This window comes from Bradyrhizobium sp. I1.14.4, from assembly GCF_050435825.1.
Classification (GTDB): Bacteria; Pseudomonadota; Alphaproteobacteria; order Rhizobiales; family Xanthobacteraceae; genus Bradyrhizobium.
The window spans coordinates 86,393-102,307 of record NZ_JBNDLA010000014.1 but is presented as its reverse complement, the minus strand read 5'-3'; the positions used below and the strand labels follow the sequence as shown (position 1 = coordinate 102,307).

Below are 15,915 nucleotides of genomic sequence, written 5' to 3'. Positions count from 1 at the left end.
GACCACCAGCCTCGACTATCGAGTCCCGTAGGCACGGTCACCCGCATCGCCAAGGCCCGGCAGGATGAAGGCGTTTTCGTCCAACCCTTCGTCGATCGCCGCAAGCCAGATCGGAACATCCGGGTGAATGCCACGCATGCGCTCGATCCCTTCGGGGGCGGCGATCAGACTGACCAACCGGACGTCATTGGCACCGCGCTCCTTCAGCCGATCGACCGCCGCGACCGACAGATTGGCTGTCGCCAGCACCGGGGAAATCACGATCACGAGCCTCTCGTGCAGATCGCTCGGGGCTTTGAAAAAATACTCCACGGCCACGAATGTCTCGGGTTCGCGATAAAGGCCGATATGGGCGACACGCGCTGTCGGCACGAGGTCAAGCATGCCCTCCGCAAAGGTAACGCCGGCACGCAGCACCGGTGCGAACACCAGCTTTTTGCCAGATATCTCCGGCGATTTCATTTTCGCCAGCGGCGTCTCGATATCGACATCGGCCAGCGGCAGATCGCGGGTCACCTCGTAACATAGCAGCATCCCGATCTCCTTGAGGAGTTCGCGAAACGACTTGGTCGAGGTGTCCTTCTTGCGCAACAATGTCAGCTTGTGCTGCACCAGCGGATGGCCAACGATCGTGACGCCTTCCATGCCGAGTCTCCGCCCTAAAATACCGTGCCGTCGCTGATAATTTTGACCGGAGGCGACGCGTCGGCGCGGCGTTCACGCGCCAGCCGCCGGCCCGCGGCCCAGGTTCCACCTTCGAGGATTTTCGCCAGCGGCAGTGCGGTTGCGTCGAGTCCGAGGCGGTGCCGCACATTCTCCGCGACGCCGTCGAGCAGCGCCACCGTCAGCCCCCGCCACTCCACGACAAGCGGCGAAGCAACGTCATGCTCCTGGAACGCATCGCCGTCGTCGCGGAACGTCAGCACACCATTGTCGATGAAGAGACCGCCGTTTCGATACTCGGCAAGGCCGGTCAGCCCGTCGATGTCGGTCACAGCAATGCCGGAATTCTGCAGCGGCTCGATCAGCGAATAAGCCAGCCATTGCGAGAGCTTGTGCAATGGCATGAGGTGGCTGGTCGCCTCCCCGGTCGTCAGCATCGGATGCTTCCAGCAATCACCGAGTGCGATTCCGCCAAGCGTCAGCCGCGACGGCCAGATCGGGCCGAGCTCCCTTAGCAGCTCCGACAATATCGTGGGGGCCTGGAGCCTGCGATCATCAGCAAGCGATGCCAGCCGGTCGAATAGCCCGCCGGGCCGCGGTGTATCGAAGCGTCCGAAGACAGCCGGCTTCGAGGCCACCAGCCGGCCGACGCTGCGCAACAAATTCACCCGGCCTTCAATGCCGACCAGCGGATTGGTATCCGAAACCTGCATGCCGCGTATAAGCTCCGTCGCAGACAAATTCGCCAGCACATCTGCATCGGCTCGAAGCGGCTGTCGCGGATCCGACGAGAATGCGCCGCCGGCGAACATCGCAAGGCTGGCCAGTCCCAATCCCTCCGAACGGCCAATGGCCGATCCGGTCTCCGGGTCGCTGTAACGCCATGACGGCCCGGCGCCGGCGTCCAGAAAGACGCTCACCATGGCCAGATCGAATTCGGCACGCGCCCGTGTCGCGCGATCCGGCCATGCGATCCGGCTGGCCAGGCCCGCCCAGCGATCGACACCATTCATGGAGAAATGCCGCCACCGCGAATGAAACGGCACGGCCAGCGAGGGATACGCCTCTCGCGTGGTCTGCACCACCAGTTCGGCCGTCGCGTCCATGCGGTCGAGGTGGACGCGGAAGTTCGGGAGCTGGTCCTCAAGGCCGATGGCAAGAAGCCGGTGCGCGCGCTCCCGCACCGCCCCGGCATTGAGCAATGACAGGGCCGCCGCCGTCTCGGACCTCACGGAGGACATGGCCGCGCTCAATATTTGTCGAGCGAACGGCCGACGAAGTCGCGCTGGGCGGGCTCCTCCGGCGAGTAGTAGCCGGCAGCCTTCTTGGCTGCGATCTCGACCAGGGCGTCGGCCGGCACCAGATCGTCGGGGATCGGTACGCGTTCGACGATGTCGATGCCCTGGCTCACCAGCGCGTCATACTTCATGTCGCTCATTGAGACGAAGCGGTCGATGCGTTTCAGTCCGAGCCAGTGCACGACGTCCGGCATCAACTGCTGGAATCGGGCATCCTGGACACCCGCAACGCATTCGGTGCGCTCAAAATACTGGGCGGCGGCATCGCCGCCTTCCTGCCGCTTGCGCGCATTGTAGACCAGGAATTTGGTCACCTCACCGAGGGCGCGGCCTTCCTTGCGGTTATAGATGATGATGCCGAGCCCGCCGGTCTGTCCGGCGCGCACGCATTCCTCGATACCGTGCAGCAGGTATGGCCGGCAGGTGCAGATGTCCGAGCCGAACACGTCGGAGCCGTTGCATTCGTCATGCACGCGGCAAGTGATACTGGTGCGATGATCCGGCAGTTTGGCGACATCGCCGAACAGATAGGCCGTGGTGCCGCCAATCGGCGGCAGGAAGACATGGAGGTCAGGCCGTGTCACCAGCTCCGGAAACATTCCGGCCGTCTGGTCGAACAACTGCCTGCGCAGATTGCTTTCAGTCGTGGCGAAGCGCGCTGCGATTCCCGGGAGATACCAGACCGGGTCGATCGCGATCTTGACGACGGAGATGCTTCCCCCCTCGTGAACGACAGCTCCGTCGCGCTTGAGTCGACCGGCTGATATCGCAGCTTGCAATTCGGGCAAATCGAGCCGGGCGCGGGTGATCGCAATGCTCGGACGGATATCGACACCCTCCGCGATCTCTTTCGAGAATGCCTCCGCAGCCAGGTGCCCCCACGGATCAAGCGAGACGATCCGGTTCGGATCCGCCCATTGCGGGAACGGCCCAATCGTGGCCGCAGGTTGCGTGTTGGTCAGGTCCGGACGCCGGATCGGATCGAGCGCGCCCGACGAGACCGCCAGCGCGCGATAGATCGAATAGGAGCCGCTATGGGTGCCGATGACATTGCGCTGCTGGGGGCGCGAAACCGTCCCGATCACCGGCCCGCGTTCGCGCGCCGTGGCCGCCCCCCAGTGAATTGGGAAATCAATCTTGGCGCCCGGCGCCGGATGGGAGGTAATCCGAATATGATCGGTTCGATTAGAACGAGTCATCACGCACCAATAAATGTCGACTGCCGGCCGGGCGGGCGGACAAACCCCGTTGCCGGCAATCGAAGGATTCTCCAGTATGGCCGAATTGCGGCTGAACACAACGGCCGTTTCGAACGGTCGGCGCATTAACCTTAGGGTTTACGACGCGATCATGACCCGTGCACAGCCGAGCCGCCTCTATTGGCCCGCCGAGTGAACGAAGCGGCGCTCGCGGCATGGGGCACGCTGCTTGCAACGTCCCACGCGCCACCCCCGGATAGAGCGATCGCATGACCAAGCAAAGCGTGAATCTCGTCAGCCATCCCCTGGTCCAGCACAAGCTCTCCCTGATGCGCGACAAGGATCGCTCAACCAAGGGGTTTCGCGAGCTTCTGAGCGAGATCGGAATGCTCCTCTGCTATGAGGTCACCCGGGACCTGCCATTGGAGATGGTCGACATCAAGACGCCGGTCGCAGCAATGAAGGCACCAAAAATCGCAGGCAAGAAGCTCACGCTCGCTCCGATCTTGCGGGCGGGTGTCGGCTTCCTCGACGGAATGCTGGCGCTCGTTCCGTCAGCGCGCGTTGCGCATATCGGCCTGTACCGCGACCCGGAAACGCTTCGAGCCGTGGAGTATTTCTTCAAAGCACCGCAGGATGTCTCGGATCGCATCGTGATCCTGTTGGACCCGATGCTGGCCACCGGAAATTCGGCCTGCGCCGCGGTCAGTCTGCTCAAATCGCGAGGTGCGCGAGACATTCGGTTCGTCTGCCTGCTTGCGGCCCCCGAGGGGATTGCCCGGTTTCAGGATGAGTGTCCTGACGTCCCGATCTGGACCGCCGCTATCGACGAGAGACTGAATGATCACGGCTATATCGTGCCAGGCTTGGGCGATGCCGGAGACAGAATGTTCGGCACCAGGTAAGTGTGCGGCGGCGCCTTCGCATTGAGGCGACCATGAATCGAAGCCATGAATCGAAGTTGACGCGCATAGCGGCAAGAGCAGCCCGCTCCTCAGCCGGATTAGTTGTCCAACAGTCGAGCGATCACAGCCACCGGTCCACCGCCAGGCGGGCCCTGATGTTCGGCTCCGCCGGAAACATAGACGGCGCCGGTCCCCGACAAGCCACCGATCAATCCGCCGACGGCAGCACGGGCGTGCCGGGTTGAACTGATGTCGGTGTCTTCGAGCATGATGTGACGAAATCCGCGGATGCTGCCGCTTGGCGAGGCTTCCGCCTTGGCAAAGATGTTGACCAACTCGCGGGCCGCCGTCGGCGGCGTGGAGCCGTACTCGGTGTGCAGTCCCACGCTCTTCAATGCATCGATCACGGCTGCGGAATCAATGGCGTCGTGCATCACGGCGTGCCCGATCTCGAACGGGGCGGCCGATGACGCCGAATTGCCCAGCACAATGACCACGTTATGCATCAGCTCGATGCCCGCCGACGTGGACGCGACCGACGAAAACAGATCGAACCGCCGAAGCACGTCTTTGTCCTCAATTTTGCCTTTAATCTCGCCGAGCGCGACGCCCACGCCCAATGCCGATGCGCCACGCGAATACGCCATCGAGCCGTATGCGCTGTTGGTCACGGTCTCGGTGCCCCGTGCCGTCGCTGCCTCGATACGGTCGCTTGTCAGAAGCGGACACTTGATCTGTACAAAATGGACGTCCTGTGGATCGACGATAGCAGCCTCGGCCATGGCGGCGGCCACCGCCCTTGCCGTTTCCCTGATCTGCACACCGCGCCCGATCTCCTCGGGCAAGAAATCCCGGGTGTGCGCCATCCCAATGCTGAGGCGCTTCCCGGAAATGTCTGCGGAAGCCCGATCGCCAGCGGCGCTGTGTGTGAAGACGGTGATGTGTGGACTGAGCACACCCTCCGTACCACCCGACATCACGAACGCTATCCGTTGCTCAACGCGCTGCGGCGGCAGATCGACGTAAGGCGCCAGGGCGACGCTGAGAGCCGAAACGGCGTATTCGCGCGTGAAATCGTTGACGCCACCATTGCCCTCGGTTTTGCCCAAGATCGCGACGATCGACCTTGGATCGATTTTGCCTTGCTGGATCAGACTCAGCAGGCCCGAGACATCACCGGGCCCTTTGGTGGAAATGCGAACGACATTGACCGATTTTGTGCGCATGCTCTCCCCTCACATATCTTCGGGCCGACGAAAAAATCGGACAGGCCATAGCGACTGCCGGCGCCTGCGGGCGCGGAAAGACTTTGATTGCATCAGATGGCTTTGGCGATGGGACAATTTCTAACACCGTCTGATCACTTCCGTTCAGGCTTAAAGCTGAGGAAGCCGGGTAACGGGGGCAACTGAACTCCGACTTTGGTCGGAATGGCGCCGTCGACCTCGTCGAACGGCGGGATTTGCCCACTTTTGTCTCAGCTGTCGCAATTTTTGGCACATCTGTTGCATCCAACTGCGGATGACGTCCCAGGGCGACAAGGTTGCCCAGGGGGCTCGGTAGCCTATGCGGAATGGTGCGAATGACAACGACGGCGGCGCTCGAACTCGTGCAATTGACGAAGATGTACGGCGGTGTCACCGCCGTTGACGCCATCAACCTCAAGATTCCCGCCGGCACCTACTGTTGCCTGCTCGGGCCGTCTGGCTGCGGCAAGACATCCACGCTGCGCATGGTTGCCGGCCATGAATCGGCGACTTCAGGCGATATCCTTGTCGGTCCGAAGAATGTGACCGACCTACCCCCTGCCGATCGAAGCACGGCGATGATGTTTCAGTCTTACGCGCTGTTCCCGCACCTCTCCGTTATCGACAACGTTGGTTTCGCCTTGAAAATGAAGGGCGTCGCCAAGGCTGCACGCTATGCCGAAGCGAACAAGTTGCTGGAGCTCGTCGATATGCAGCCCTATGCGGCGAGGCTGCCAGCCCAGCTTTCCGGAGGCCAGCAGCAGCGCGTCGCCCTCGCGCGCGCGCTGATCACCTCGCCCCAAATCCTGCTGCTGGACGAGCCGCTTTCGGCGCTCGATCCGTTCTTGCGGCTGCGGATGCGGGCGGAATTGAAGAAGCTGCAGCGCGAGCTCGGGCTTACCTTTATCCATGTGACGCATGGCCAGGACGAGGCGATGGCCCTGGCCGATATCGTGGTCCTTATGAATGGCGGCCGGATCGAACAGCAGGGTTCGCCGCGCGAAATCTTCAACCACCCCCGAACGGAGTTCACGGCGAGATTCATCGGCGGCCACAACGTCATTGCCGTAGGCCCCGAAACTTTCGCCGTTCGGGTTGACCGGCTGATGCTGAAAAGACCGAACGAACCCGTCGCCGGTCCATCGATTGCAGGCACCATCAGCGAGGTCGAATACCAGGGAACCTATGTCCGGGTCGTCATTGCCGTCGAGGATCGATCCGAGATCTCGGCCCAAATCACGGAAACCCAATTCGACGCGGCCAACTACGCTGTCGGCGAGCGCATTCTCGCCACGTGGGACCCGACGCATGCCCACCTCCTCAAGACCACCAGTTCAGTAACCGCGCGTTCGCCTGAAAAGGCGGCGTGACACCCGAGGGAGATCAACATGAGCAAATCTTCGAAATTGAATAGTCGCGTCAGCCGTCGCGCTGTGCTGAAGGGCGCGGCCGGAGTCGCCGGCCTCGCGGCAGGTTCAGGCGCAATTACCGGATTTCCCTATGTCCATGCAGCCGATCCGAAAGTGCTGCGTTATCTCGGAACAGCAGTGAACGAAGGTGACGAGATCTCGAAGAAATGTCTGGCGGATACCGGGATCAAGATCGAATACATCACGGCAACCACCGACGACGTGACCAAACGTGTGATCACCCAGCCGAACTCGTTCGATGTGCTGGACACGGAGTATTTCTCGCTGAAGAAGCTTGTGCCGTCGGGTAATATCTTTGCCCTCGACGCCAGGAAGATCAAGGAATTCGACAACATCACGCCGGTGTTCACCAAGGGTCAATTGCCGAACGGCAAGAAGATCGGCGACCAGGGCACCGCGCCGTGGAAGGTGCTCTATCTTGAGGGAGCAAACTCCAAGACGTTCTCCAGGACGCCGACCGAATTCGTGACGTTGATCCCCACGGTCTACAACGCCGACACGCTCGGCATCCGGCCCGATCTGATCAAGCGACCCATTTCATCGTGGACCGAACTGCTCAATCCCGAGTTCAAGGGCAAGGCCTCGATCCTCAACATTCCGTCGATCGGAATCATGGATGCCGCGATGGTGGTCGAAGCCGGCGGTCAGCACAAATATGCCGACAAGGGCAACATGACGAAGGCCGAAATTGATCTCACCATGAAGATCATGACGGAGGCCAAAAAGGCCGGCCAGTTCCGCGCATTCTGGAAGGATTTCAACGAATCCGTCAACCTGATGGCATCGGGTGAAACCGTCATCCAGTCGATGTGGTCGCCCGCGGTCACCAAGGTGCGCTCGATGGGAATCGCCTGCACGTTCCAGCCGCTCAAGGAAGGCTATCGCTCCTGGGCGTCAGGGTTCTGCGTATCCAAGGCGGTCTCGGGACCGAAGCTCGACTGGGCCTATGAATTCGTGAACTGGTACCTGTCGGGCTGGGCCGGCGCCTATCTCAATCGGCAGGGCTATTATTCGGCAGTGCTGTCCACTGCCAAGGCCAACATGACGGCGGACGAGTGGGGCTACTGGATGGAAGGCAAGGCCGCTGTCGGCGACATCAAGGCGCCCGACGGCACGATCCTCGAGAAGGCCGGCGCCACGCGCGACGGGGGTTCCTACGATGACCGCATGGGCGCCGTCGCCTGCTGGAACGCCGTTATGGACGAAAACGACTACATGGTGCGCAAGTGGAATGCATTTATCGCCGCTTGAAGCAATCCAAAGGACCTGCCGGCCAAAAAAGCGCATCGCAGGTCCTTTTTCGCCACCACTGCGATCGGCCGTTCAATGATGCAAGACCGCAAGACCTTCGTTGCGTGGCTTCAGGCCACACCGATGATGCTCGTTTTCGCGCTGTTCTTTCTGCTGCCGTTGCTGTTTGTGACGATTGTCAGCGCGTGGGACTACAATGAATATGAAATGATCCCGGCGTTCAGCCTGCGTGGCTACAGCGATACGTTCGAGGGATGCATTGCCGAACTGCCCAATCTCTGCACCATTCTGAAGACCTATCTGAAGACCCTGAAATTATGTCTGCTGACCTGGGTCCTGACCCTTCTGATCGGGTTTACCGTCGCCTATTTTCTTGCGTTCCACGTCCGGTCGAAAACCTGGCAGATCGTGCTCACCCTGCTTTGCACCATCCCGTTCTGGACGTCGAACGTCATCCGCATGATTGCGTGGATTCCGCTTCTTGGCCGGAATGGATTGGTCAACAGAGGCCTCGAGGGCGCGGGGTTGATCCACCAACCGCTGGAGTGGCTGCTGTTCTCGGAGTTTTCCGTCGTACTTGCCCTCGTGCACCTCTTCACATTCTTTATGGTGGTGCCGATCTTCAACTCGATGATCCGCATCGACAAGCGGTTGATCGAAGCCGCCTATGATGCCGGTGCCACCGGGTGGCAGACCCTGGTGAACATCGTTATTCCCCTGGCAAAGCCCGGAATCGTGATCGGCTCGATCTTCGTGATCACGATCGTGATGGGTGATTTTGTCACGATAGGGGTGATGGGCGGCCAACAGATTGCATCTGCAGGCAAGATCATCGAGGCCCGCCTGAACGCGCTGCAATTCCCGGCAGCCGCAGCCAATGCGGTCATCCTGCTCGGCATCACAATCCTGATCATTTCGGCGCTGACCCGAATCGTCGATGTTCGCAGGGAATTATGAGATGGGCGAAAAGCGACCGCGATCCTTCTATCTCCTCGCTGCATTTTTCACCGCCTACGTCCTGTTTCTCTATGGGCCGATGTTCGCGATCTACATCTTGTCGTTTCAGGGACCCGATGGTGGCCTGACCTTTCCCATGAATGGCGTGTCCCTTGTGTGGTTCGGCAAGGTGTTCTCCGGCTCGGGCATCGTCGACATCGGGGCATCCTTCAAGCGATCGCTTCAGCTCGGTCTCGTCGTCATGGTGCTCACAGTCGTTCTCTCCGTGTCAGCGGGCATGGCCTTCCGCAGATCGTTCCGCGGCGCGACCCTCCTGTTTTATGTTGCCATCGCAAGCCTGATCATGCCGTCGATCATCACCTCCCTCGGCATCGCCCTGGAATTCCGCCTGCTTGACGATTTCATCATCAAGAGCGGGGTTGGGGATTGGACAACGGCCATGGGGCTGTTTACGTCGGGCCTTGGCGCGCATCTGACCTGGACCTTGCCATTTGGCCTTCTGATCATGTTTGCGATCTTCAACAGATTCGACGGCCGCCTCGAAGAGGCGGCACGCGACCTTGGCGCAACGCCATGGCAGACATTTCGTCACGTCGTGCTGCCGATCATATTGCCGTCTGTCGTCGGCATCGGTCTGTTTGGATTTACCTTGTCCTGGGATGAACTCGCACGCTCAAGCCAGACCATCGGCTCCGTCAACACGCTACCCCTTGATCTACAGGGCCTGACGACCACGGTTACGAAGCCAGACATTTATGCGCTTGGAACACTGACGAGCGCCGTTTCCTTTCTCGTCATTTTCCTGGCGCTGGGTGTCATTCTTGTGCTTCAGGCCCGGCAAAGACGTCACGGATCGGACGCAGGCAAGGGAATGGTGTAGAGCCGAGCTCATACCAGAAAGTCTCGCTTCTCAACCTGACAGGCTACGATGCCTGGGAGATCATGCTCCAGCAGCGCATCATCACCAGAGGTCCGGGTCGCGTATTTCGGCATTACCACCGTTCAGTCAGCAAAGCATTCGCTCGCGCTTGTAGGATGCGGCAGCACCGGCTCGATGAAGATATCCATGATTCCCTTGCCTGGGCACATGTTTGCGGCGAAGCGCACCCTGGCCCTGACTTTTGGTGCCCATTCGGGCGATGCCCGGTCGGATGGATGCGTATCTCGCAGAAAGCGATGGCGCACTACCTTCATCATGACGACGAGGCCAAGCAGGACGCACAGATAAAGCGCATCAAGCGGCGCAAGCAGGCGGCCAGAAAGCGAACATTTGTCGGAATGGATTCAGCCGCCTTGTCGGAATGAAAATCAGGAAGTCCGACAAGTGGTTGAAAGTATTGGAGCGGGTGAAGCGCGCCGGTTCAAGATTTCCGATCGAATTTTGCTCGGAGTATCCGTGGCCTAGAGAAATAGCGGATTTTTGTGTTGGACGCTTTGTTGGACGTTCTATTGGACTCCGATCGGATCGCTCAGCTCACTCCAACCAATGCCTTACAGACCTCGCGACTGGCCTGTTGAAATAACTGGACCGCACCTCCCGCCCGCCGTCCCTTCAAGGTGATCGAGGCTATCGGAGCGGAAGTATCGCCAAGGTCAACGTTCAGCGCACGCAGCCATGCGCTGCTCGATCGCATTCTGAGTATCTGCATGGGCAACAGGGTTATGAACCGGCTGCTCGCCAACAGATTCAGCCGCATGTAGATTGAAATCGTGGTAACGGTCGTTGGCGGAAGCGGCAGGTTATGTCGCCGAAAGAGCTCGACACCGGTACGCCCCAGAAAAGAATCGGGCGGCGAGAGCGTCCATTGCTCTTGCATAAGTTCTCCGAGCTTCAACTTCTTCCTCGATCGCAGGAGCGGATGTCGTCGCTCCGCCATCACCGCAAGAGAGGATCTGAACAGCACCTCCGCAGAAAAATCATCCGCGACCGGCAACGGCGCCCAACGCGTTATGGCCAGATCAAGCGTTCTCTGACGCAGAGCATGCTCCAGCGCATCCCGGTCGCCTATCGTGATATGATACCCGATGCCTGGATACCTGCGAACGAGATGACCGATGATTTCTGTAACGATCGCGGTGACCGGCTCGGTCGTACCGATCGTAACGAGCCCTTGCGCCGGATCTGACCTTTGCACAATGTCGGTAACACCCAGCTTTATTTCGTCGAAAACAACGCGCGTGCGATCGACAAGAATACGACCGCACTCAGTGAGTTCAACCCCACGCGACGTGCGATCCAGCAGCGCAGCCCCGACGGCGTGCTCCATGTCGGTGATGGCCTTGGAGATCGCCGGCTGCGACAACCCAAGACGGTGAGACGCTTTGGCCATGCTGCCGACCTCTGCGACGGTCTGGAGCGTATGCAGATCCTTGAGGCGCAGGCGTCGGCCGATGCGATCATACCACTCCATATGCATTCACCCCGCGTTATAGCCCGATAGCTAAATGCGATTTTGGGTTATAGCGCTCTCGCTGCAGGATAGCGAGGTGAAAGCCGGCCGGATCATGCGTTGCGTCCAAGAGCACCGGGAGAGCACCATGCAGCTTTGCTCGCGTCGCACCATATTGGGCGGACTTTCGGTTCTGGCTCTTCCGTTGCGCGCTGTTGCGTCCGACCGGCCGCTTAGAATCGTGTTTCCGTTCGCGCCAGGCGGATCGGGAGATTCGATCGCCCGGCTGTTTGCCGAACAGCTCCATACCAGGTTTGGCAGGGTGGCGATTGTTGAGAACCTTGCAGGCGCCGGCGGACGAATCGGCGCTCAGGCCGTCAAGAATGCCGCGCCGGGCGAGGAGACATTGCTGTTTGCGTCGGCCTCGCAGTTCACGCTTCAGCCGCACCTCTTCAGGAACGTGGGATACGATCCGGAGCTTGATTTTGTACCCCTCTCGCAGGTGATGGCGGTCGATCTGGCTCTGGCAGTCAGCGGAAAACTCCCCATCCATTCGGCGCAGGAACTGATCGACTGGATGAAGGCCAATCCCGCGCAGGCGGTGTACGGCTCACCCGGAGCAGGAACTGCACCTCATTTCATCTGTAACGAGTTTGGTCGGATCATAGGACTCAATCTGCGCCACGCGCCCTATAAGGGTACGCCTGCCGCTCTCCCGGACCTGCTGGCTGGCCGGGTCCCGATGTACATGGCATTTGTTTCCGAATTGTTGGAACAGCACCGGGACGGCGGCATACGGATCATCGCGACCGCAGGCAGCGCGCGATCTACTTTCCTACCCCAAACCGCGACCCTCAAAGAAATTGGGATCGATGTCGACGCGTCCGGATGGTTTGCATTCTATGCCCCCGCGCCTTCTTCCCGTCAGTTCGTTGAGCGCCTTGGAAAGGAGATCATTGCGATCGGAAGCGATCTCGAACTGCGCGCGAAGATTCGTGCCATGGGCTGCGAGCCGACAGGAACGACGTCAGAAGAGCTGAGAAGGATCGAACGCGCCGACTTCGAACGCTGGGGGTCGATCGTGAAGGCGTCAGGATTCCCGATCGAAGACTAGAGCGGCACATGACCACCGAAGCCCCCGAAAAATTGTTGGATCTTATTCAATCACACCGCGTGACGGCTGTGATCCATGTCGCCGCCAGGCTGGGCCTTGCGGAGCTCCTGCGCGACGGACCGCAAACCAGCGATGAGCTGGCGCAGGCTACTGGCGCCGATAGAGATGCACTGGATCGCTTGCTCGTCGCTCTTTCGACAGTCGGCATCTGCTCAGCGGTCAGCGAAGGCCGCTACTCGCTAACCGAACTGGGGTCGGGCCTCGACGGTGCTGCTGAACACTCGTTCAAGAACTGGGCCATCTTTGAAGGCTGCATGCTTACGAAGAGGTGGGATGGTCTGCTGGATTCGATCATATCTGGCAAGACCGCTGCCGAGCTTCAGAATGTCGATGACAATTTCGACCTGATGGCGCGCACACCAGAGCATGTGCATATGTTCAATGCTGCAATGACCGAGCTCACGCGGTTGGTCACCCCGGATGTGCTGCAGGCCTACGACTTTGGCGCCATCTCCCACTTGATGGATGTCGGAGGCGGCTCCGGTGAACTCATGGGCGCCGTGGCAAGAGGATGTTCAAACATAAGAGGAACGGTTTTCGATCTGCCGAGGTGCGCTGACGCTGCCAACCGGCACTTCGCCCGCCTAGGACTCTCCGACCGCGTTGCCTTTGTCGCAGGTGATTTCTTTCACTCGGTGCCTGCGATGGCCGATGCGATCATCTTGAAGAGCATTATTCACGACTGGGATGATGAGCGTAGCTGCATCATCTTGCGAAATTGCCGTCAAGCGCTTCTCCCAAATGGCAGGCTGCTGCTGGTCGAACGCTCGATGCCGGAATGGCCCGGTGTCAACGACGGGGACAAATCGTGTGCGATGAGCGATTTGAATATGTTGCGCGGTCCAGGCGGCCGGGAACGGACCGAAACGGAATACCGGCGGCTCCTGGCCGAATGTGGCTTCCGTACCATTGCCGCTCACCGCGCGGGACGTTTCAATCTGCTGGAGTCGTGCGTTCATTGAGCCAGGGTTGCCCGAGCGCGACCATCCAGGGGACGCGATCGCAAAAAATCGCAGGATGGCGTCAAAAATCGTGGAATGGAGCGGGTGAAGGGAATCGAACCCTCGTATTCAGCTTGGAAGGCTGCTGCTCTACCATTGAGCTACACCCGCGTCGATGATCCCCTAACACGGCCGGACGGCCGTCTCAACTGCCCCGGCGGGCGTCCTTCTTCTCCGGTAAACGAACATGTTTCCGCGCAATCCGGCCCGGTTCCTGGCCCGGAGGGGCCGGACGGCGGCCTTAACAGCAGCGGATCCGTCACCTATATTGTTGGTCCCATCAACAAAGAAAGGAGGTGATCCAGTGTCTTGTCTCAAGCGCTGTCACCTCGCTGGGATCGCCCGCTAGGCCTTGAGCAATCAGCCTGGCATCGGGGCGCTCTCAGCCCTGGACCAGCGAGACATCAAAATCGGGGGCGCGGCGGAAGCGATTCCGCCGCGCCTTTTTGCTGTTGCGGGCTGCGCTGCTCGCTGCCGTCATGCCACCGGCGGGATACCTTGTCGCAACACAAAAACGGTCCGATCCGCTACACATGAAATGTCGGCGAGGGTGGCCGCGAGACGTCCTTGGGCCTGCCGCATCAGAAATGAGGAGCACATCAGATGCTTTATGCCATCCTGGCCTATCACGTCGAAGCCGAGGTCAAATCGTGGAACGCCGAAGAGGACGCAGCCGTGATGACGGGTCTGCGCGAGGTCCATCAACGGCTGAAGGGTCGGCTCGGCCCGGCCGCACGGCTCGGCGACACCCGCAAGGCCAGCACCCTGCGTGGGCCGGGCCACGGCATGGTGATCGACGGCCCGTTTTCGGAAACCAAGGAGCAACTGCTCGGCTTCTACGTGATCGATTGCGCCGATGAAGCCGAGGCGATCGCCGCGGCGCGCGACCTGCGCAGCGTCAACCCGTCTGCGGTCTACGAGATCCGCGCGCTGAAGCTCTATATCCCCGGCGCGCCGTTTCCGGAGACCGCTGGCCCGAGCGACGCATAGCCCCCAGTCCAATGGAATCCGAGTGGGCCTCCGATGCTTTTTGACGCGTTGTCTTCGCGCGAACGGGCCCGCTTCGCTCGAAAACGCCTTAGCGGCTGGAGCGTTTCGGCAGCTTCGGCAGCCTGCTCGGATCGAACTTCGGCAGCGGCAGATCCGGCGGCGGTGTGGGCGCCACCTCGTTGCTTGGAATCAGCGTCACCTCGAAGGCGAGATCGGGCACGGCATCCGCCCTGCCCGCGGCGGTCGCGATCGCGCCGCTCCAGACGCCTTCGAGCCGCACCACGAGGTCGTCGGTGCCGAACACGGTCGCATGTCCCTCGGAGTGCCGCCTGGCGGTGAGCACGGCGGAGAAGCGCTCGCCGTCGACCTCATAGGTGCCGCTGTAAAGCATGATGGCGTCGCTGCCCCACAGCCTGCCGTCGACCATGTGCACGATGCCGGTGCCGTCCGCGAGCGACGTGCGAAACCACGCCGCATACGTACCGTTCTTGAGCATGGAGCCCGTCTCCACTTGCTCCGTTTCACAGCCAACGATCTGGGCACCGTTGCGTTAACAGGGGGTGAAGAAATCCGGCCGGAAATCCGGCCCCGAAATCCAGCCTTGGGCTCATTGGCCGTCGATCTGTCGTCCCATGATGGCGATCGCCTTCTGATAAACCTGCGCTCCGTTCCACGCCTCGATCGCGGCGAAGTTGGGTTCCCCGGGCTGATAGCCGGCGCCGGCGCGCCAGCCATGGGCGCGCAGGAAGTTTGCCGTCGAGCTCAGCGCGTTGGCGGCGACGTCGAGATTGCCGCTACCATAGGCGAGGACGTTCTTCGGCATGAACTGGGTCTGGCCGATCTCGCCATGCATCGAGCCGCGCGTGCTTCCCGAGAGCGAGCCGCGGTCGATCAGCTTCAATGCCGCATAGAGCTGGTCGGTGAAGAACTCCGGACGGCGGCAGTCATAGGCAAGCGTCGCGATCGACGACAGCATGTTCTGGTTGCCGCGCTGGCTGCCGAAGCCGCTCTCCATGCCCCAGATCGCGATCAGCGGTCCCGGCGGCACGCCGTAGCGTTGCTGGATCGAGGCGAACATTGCCGCTTGCGACTGCTTCAGCGAACGGCCGCGCGCCACGATGGTCGCAGATCCGCGCTTGGCCATGAACTGCTCGAGCGACAGGCCGAAGCTGCGCTGGCCGCGATCCGCGGCAATCGTCGCGCTGGCGTAATGCGCCTGCATCAGCGCGTCGATCGCCGTGGACCCGATGCCTTTGGCCCTCGCCTCGCCTGCGAATTGCTCCTTCCAGGCTTCGAAGCCGCCCGGCCCGTTGCCGCACTGCGCCGCCTTCGCCTCGGCGCCCAGCGTTGCAACCATCACGACGATGGCGAGCGCCGACGTCGCAATCTGCCAGCCCCTGATCATCCGAG

16 protein-coding genes and 1 tRNA gene are annotated in these 15,915 nt (G+C 60.8%); 9 read left to right on the top strand and 8 right to left on the bottom strand.

What is annotated here, in order from left to right; all coding sequences use genetic code 11:
* Positions 1-15 precede the first annotated feature (15 nt).
* The 3 genes from upp (ABIB78_RS25450) to ABIB78_RS25440 are packed head-to-tail and all read right to left on the bottom strand — an operon-like array spanning position 16 to position 3,160.
* Positions 16-645, bottom strand: coding sequence for a uracil phosphoribosyltransferase (gene upp / locus ABIB78_RS25450; RefSeq protein WP_429029331.1), 630 nt, complete (start codon positions 643-645; stop codon positions 16-18).
* Between the two features lie 14 nt (positions 646-659).
* Entirely contained in the window at positions 660-1,904 is a 1,245-nt protein-coding gene (locus ABIB78_RS25445) for a URC4/urg3 family protein (RefSeq protein WP_429029392.1), read from the bottom strand.
* 8 nt (positions 1,905-1,912) lie between these two features.
* A complete protein-coding gene (locus tag ABIB78_RS25440) occupies positions 1,913-3,160 on the bottom strand; it encodes a GTP cyclohydrolase II (RefSeq protein ID WP_429029330.1) in 1,248 nt (415 codons plus the stop codon).
* A gap of 269 nt (positions 3,161-3,429) precedes the next feature.
* Between ABIB78_RS25440 and upp (ABIB78_RS25435) the strand changes: the two genes are divergently transcribed.
* Complete coding sequence (upp, locus tag ABIB78_RS25435; protein ID WP_429029329.1) at positions 3,430-4,065, top strand: uracil phosphoribosyltransferase; 636 nt, start codon at positions 3,430-3,432, stop codon at positions 4,063-4,065.
* 98 nt (positions 4,066-4,163) lie between these two features.
* Here the strand turns inward: upp (ABIB78_RS25435) and ABIB78_RS25430 are convergent, their stop codons facing one another.
* Positions 4,164-5,291 (bottom strand): ring-opening amidohydrolase, encoded by a 1,128-nt coding sequence (locus ABIB78_RS25430; RefSeq protein WP_429029328.1) that lies wholly within the window; start codon positions 5,289-5,291, stop codon positions 4,164-4,166.
* A 356-nt stretch (positions 5,292-5,647) separates the two neighbouring features.
* Here ABIB78_RS25430 and ABIB78_RS25425 point away from each other — a divergent pair, with 356 nt between their 5' ends.
* From ABIB78_RS25425 to ABIB78_RS25405, 5 genes are all read left to right on the top strand, one after another.
* Complete coding sequence (locus ABIB78_RS25425) at positions 5,648-6,682, top strand: ABC transporter ATP-binding protein (protein WP_429029327.1); 1,035 nt, start codon at positions 5,648-5,650, stop codon at positions 6,680-6,682.
* Between the two features lie 18 nt (positions 6,683-6,700).
* Entirely contained in the window at positions 6,701-7,993 is a 1,293-nt protein-coding gene (locus ABIB78_RS25420) for an ABC transporter substrate-binding protein (RefSeq protein WP_429029326.1), read from the top strand.
* A 75-nt stretch (positions 7,994-8,068) separates the two neighbouring features.
* Complete coding sequence (locus tag ABIB78_RS25415) at positions 8,069-8,950, top strand: ABC transporter permease (protein ID WP_429029325.1); 882 nt, start codon at positions 8,069-8,071, stop codon at positions 8,948-8,950.
* Between the two features lies 1 nt (position 8,951).
* Entirely contained in the window at positions 8,952-9,830 is an 879-nt protein-coding gene (locus ABIB78_RS25410) for an ABC transporter permease (protein WP_429029324.1), read from the top strand.
* A 296-nt stretch (positions 9,831-10,126) separates the two neighbouring features.
* On the top strand, positions 10,127-10,255 hold the full coding sequence (locus tag ABIB78_RS25405) for a hypothetical protein (protein WP_429029400.1): 129 nt from the start codon (positions 10,127-10,129) through the stop codon (positions 10,253-10,255).
* Between the two features lie 164 nt (positions 10,256-10,419).
* Here the strand turns inward: ABIB78_RS25405 and ABIB78_RS25400 are convergent, their stop codons facing one another.
* A complete protein-coding gene (locus tag ABIB78_RS25400) occupies positions 10,420-11,361 on the bottom strand; it encodes a LysR family transcriptional regulator (RefSeq protein WP_429029323.1) in 942 nt (313 codons plus the stop codon).
* Positions 11,362-11,395: 34 nt separating this feature from the next.
* Here ABIB78_RS25400 and ABIB78_RS25395 point away from each other — a divergent pair, with 34 nt between their 5' ends.
* Both ABIB78_RS25395 and ABIB78_RS25390 read left to right on the top strand, forming a co-directional pair.
* Positions 11,396-12,454 (top strand): Bug family tripartite tricarboxylate transporter substrate binding protein, encoded by a 1,059-nt coding sequence (locus tag ABIB78_RS25395; protein WP_429029322.1) that lies wholly within the window; start codon positions 11,396-11,398, stop codon positions 12,452-12,454.
* An 8-nt stretch (positions 12,455-12,462) separates the two neighbouring features.
* A complete protein-coding gene (locus tag ABIB78_RS25390; RefSeq protein WP_429029321.1) occupies positions 12,463-13,476 on the top strand; it encodes a methyltransferase in 1,014 nt (337 codons plus the stop codon).
* A gap of 76 nt (positions 13,477-13,552) precedes the next feature.
* Here ABIB78_RS25390 and ABIB78_RS25385 read toward each other — a convergent pair.
* Positions 13,553-13,626 (bottom strand) — tRNA-Gly (locus tag ABIB78_RS25385).
* Between the two features lie 492 nt (positions 13,627-14,118).
* On the opposite strand from ABIB78_RS25385, the gene ABIB78_RS25380 reads away from it, so the two are divergent.
* The gene (locus ABIB78_RS25380) at positions 14,119-14,505 is read left to right on the top strand and encodes a YciI family protein (RefSeq protein WP_429029320.1); all 387 of its coding nucleotides are present in this window, start codon (positions 14,119-14,121) and stop codon (positions 14,503-14,505) included.
* An 88-nt stretch (positions 14,506-14,593) separates the two neighbouring features.
* Here ABIB78_RS25380 and ABIB78_RS25375 read toward each other — a convergent pair whose 3' ends face one another.
* The gene (locus tag ABIB78_RS25375; protein WP_429029319.1) at positions 14,594-15,001 is read right to left on the bottom strand and encodes a hypothetical protein; all 408 of its coding nucleotides are present in this window, start codon (positions 14,999-15,001) and stop codon (positions 14,594-14,596) included.
* 111 nt (positions 15,002-15,112) lie between these two features.
* On the bottom strand, positions 15,113-15,910 hold the full coding sequence (locus ABIB78_RS25370; RefSeq protein ID WP_429029318.1) for a lytic murein transglycosylase: 798 nt from the start codon (positions 15,908-15,910) through the stop codon (positions 15,113-15,115).
* Positions 15,911-15,915: the final 5 nt, after the last annotated feature.

Coding starts and splice junctions, on each gene's coding strand:
- ABIB78_RS25410 (WP_429029324.1), top strand. CDS start 8,952: ATGGGCGAAAAGCGACCGCGATCCTTCTATCTCCTCGCTGCATTTTTC.
- ABIB78_RS25430 (WP_429029328.1), bottom strand. CDS start 5,291: ATGCGCACAAAATCGGTCAATGTCGTTCGCATTTCCACCAAAGGGCCC.
- upp (WP_429029329.1), top strand. CDS start 3,430: ATGACCAAGCAAAGCGTGAATCTCGTCAGCCATCCCCTGGTCCAGCAC.
- ABIB78_RS25445 (WP_429029392.1), bottom strand. CDS start 1,904: ATGTCCTCCGTGAGGTCCGAGACGGCGGCGGCCCTGTCATTGCTCAAT.
- ABIB78_RS25405 (WP_429029400.1), top strand. CDS start 10,127: ATGGCGCACTACCTTCATCATGACGACGAGGCCAAGCAGGACGCACAG.
- ABIB78_RS25375 (WP_429029319.1), bottom strand. CDS start 15,001: ATGCTCAAGAACGGTACGTATGCGGCGTGGTTTCGCACGTCGCTCGCG.
- ABIB78_RS25415 (WP_429029325.1), top strand. CDS start 8,069: ATGATGCAAGACCGCAAGACCTTCGTTGCGTGGCTTCAGGCCACACCG.
- ABIB78_RS25400 (WP_429029323.1), bottom strand. CDS start 11,361: ATGGAGTGGTATGATCGCATCGGCCGACGCCTGCGCCTCAAGGATCTG.
- ABIB78_RS25395 (WP_429029322.1), top strand. CDS start 11,396: ATGCGATTTTGGGTTATAGCGCTCTCGCTGCAGGATAGCGAGGTGAAA.
- ABIB78_RS25370 (WP_429029318.1), bottom strand. CDS start 15,910: ATGATCAGGGGCTGGCAGATTGCGACGTCGGCGCTCGCCATCGTCGTG.
- upp (WP_429029331.1), bottom strand. CDS start 645: ATGGAAGGCGTCACGATCGTTGGCCATCCGCTGGTGCAGCACAAGCTG.
- ABIB78_RS25380 (WP_429029320.1), top strand. CDS start 14,119: ATGCTTTATGCCATCCTGGCCTATCACGTCGAAGCCGAGGTCAAATCG.
- ABIB78_RS25420 (WP_429029326.1), top strand. CDS start 6,701: ATGAGCAAATCTTCGAAATTGAATAGTCGCGTCAGCCGTCGCGCTGTG.
- ABIB78_RS25390 (WP_429029321.1), top strand. CDS start 12,463: ATGACCACCGAAGCCCCCGAAAAATTGTTGGATCTTATTCAATCACAC.
- ABIB78_RS25425 (WP_429029327.1), top strand. CDS start 5,648: ATGACAACGACGGCGGCGCTCGAACTCGTGCAATTGACGAAGATGTAC.
- ABIB78_RS25440 (WP_429029330.1), bottom strand. CDS start 3,160: ATGACTCGTTCTAATCGAACCGATCATATTCGGATTACCTCCCATCCG.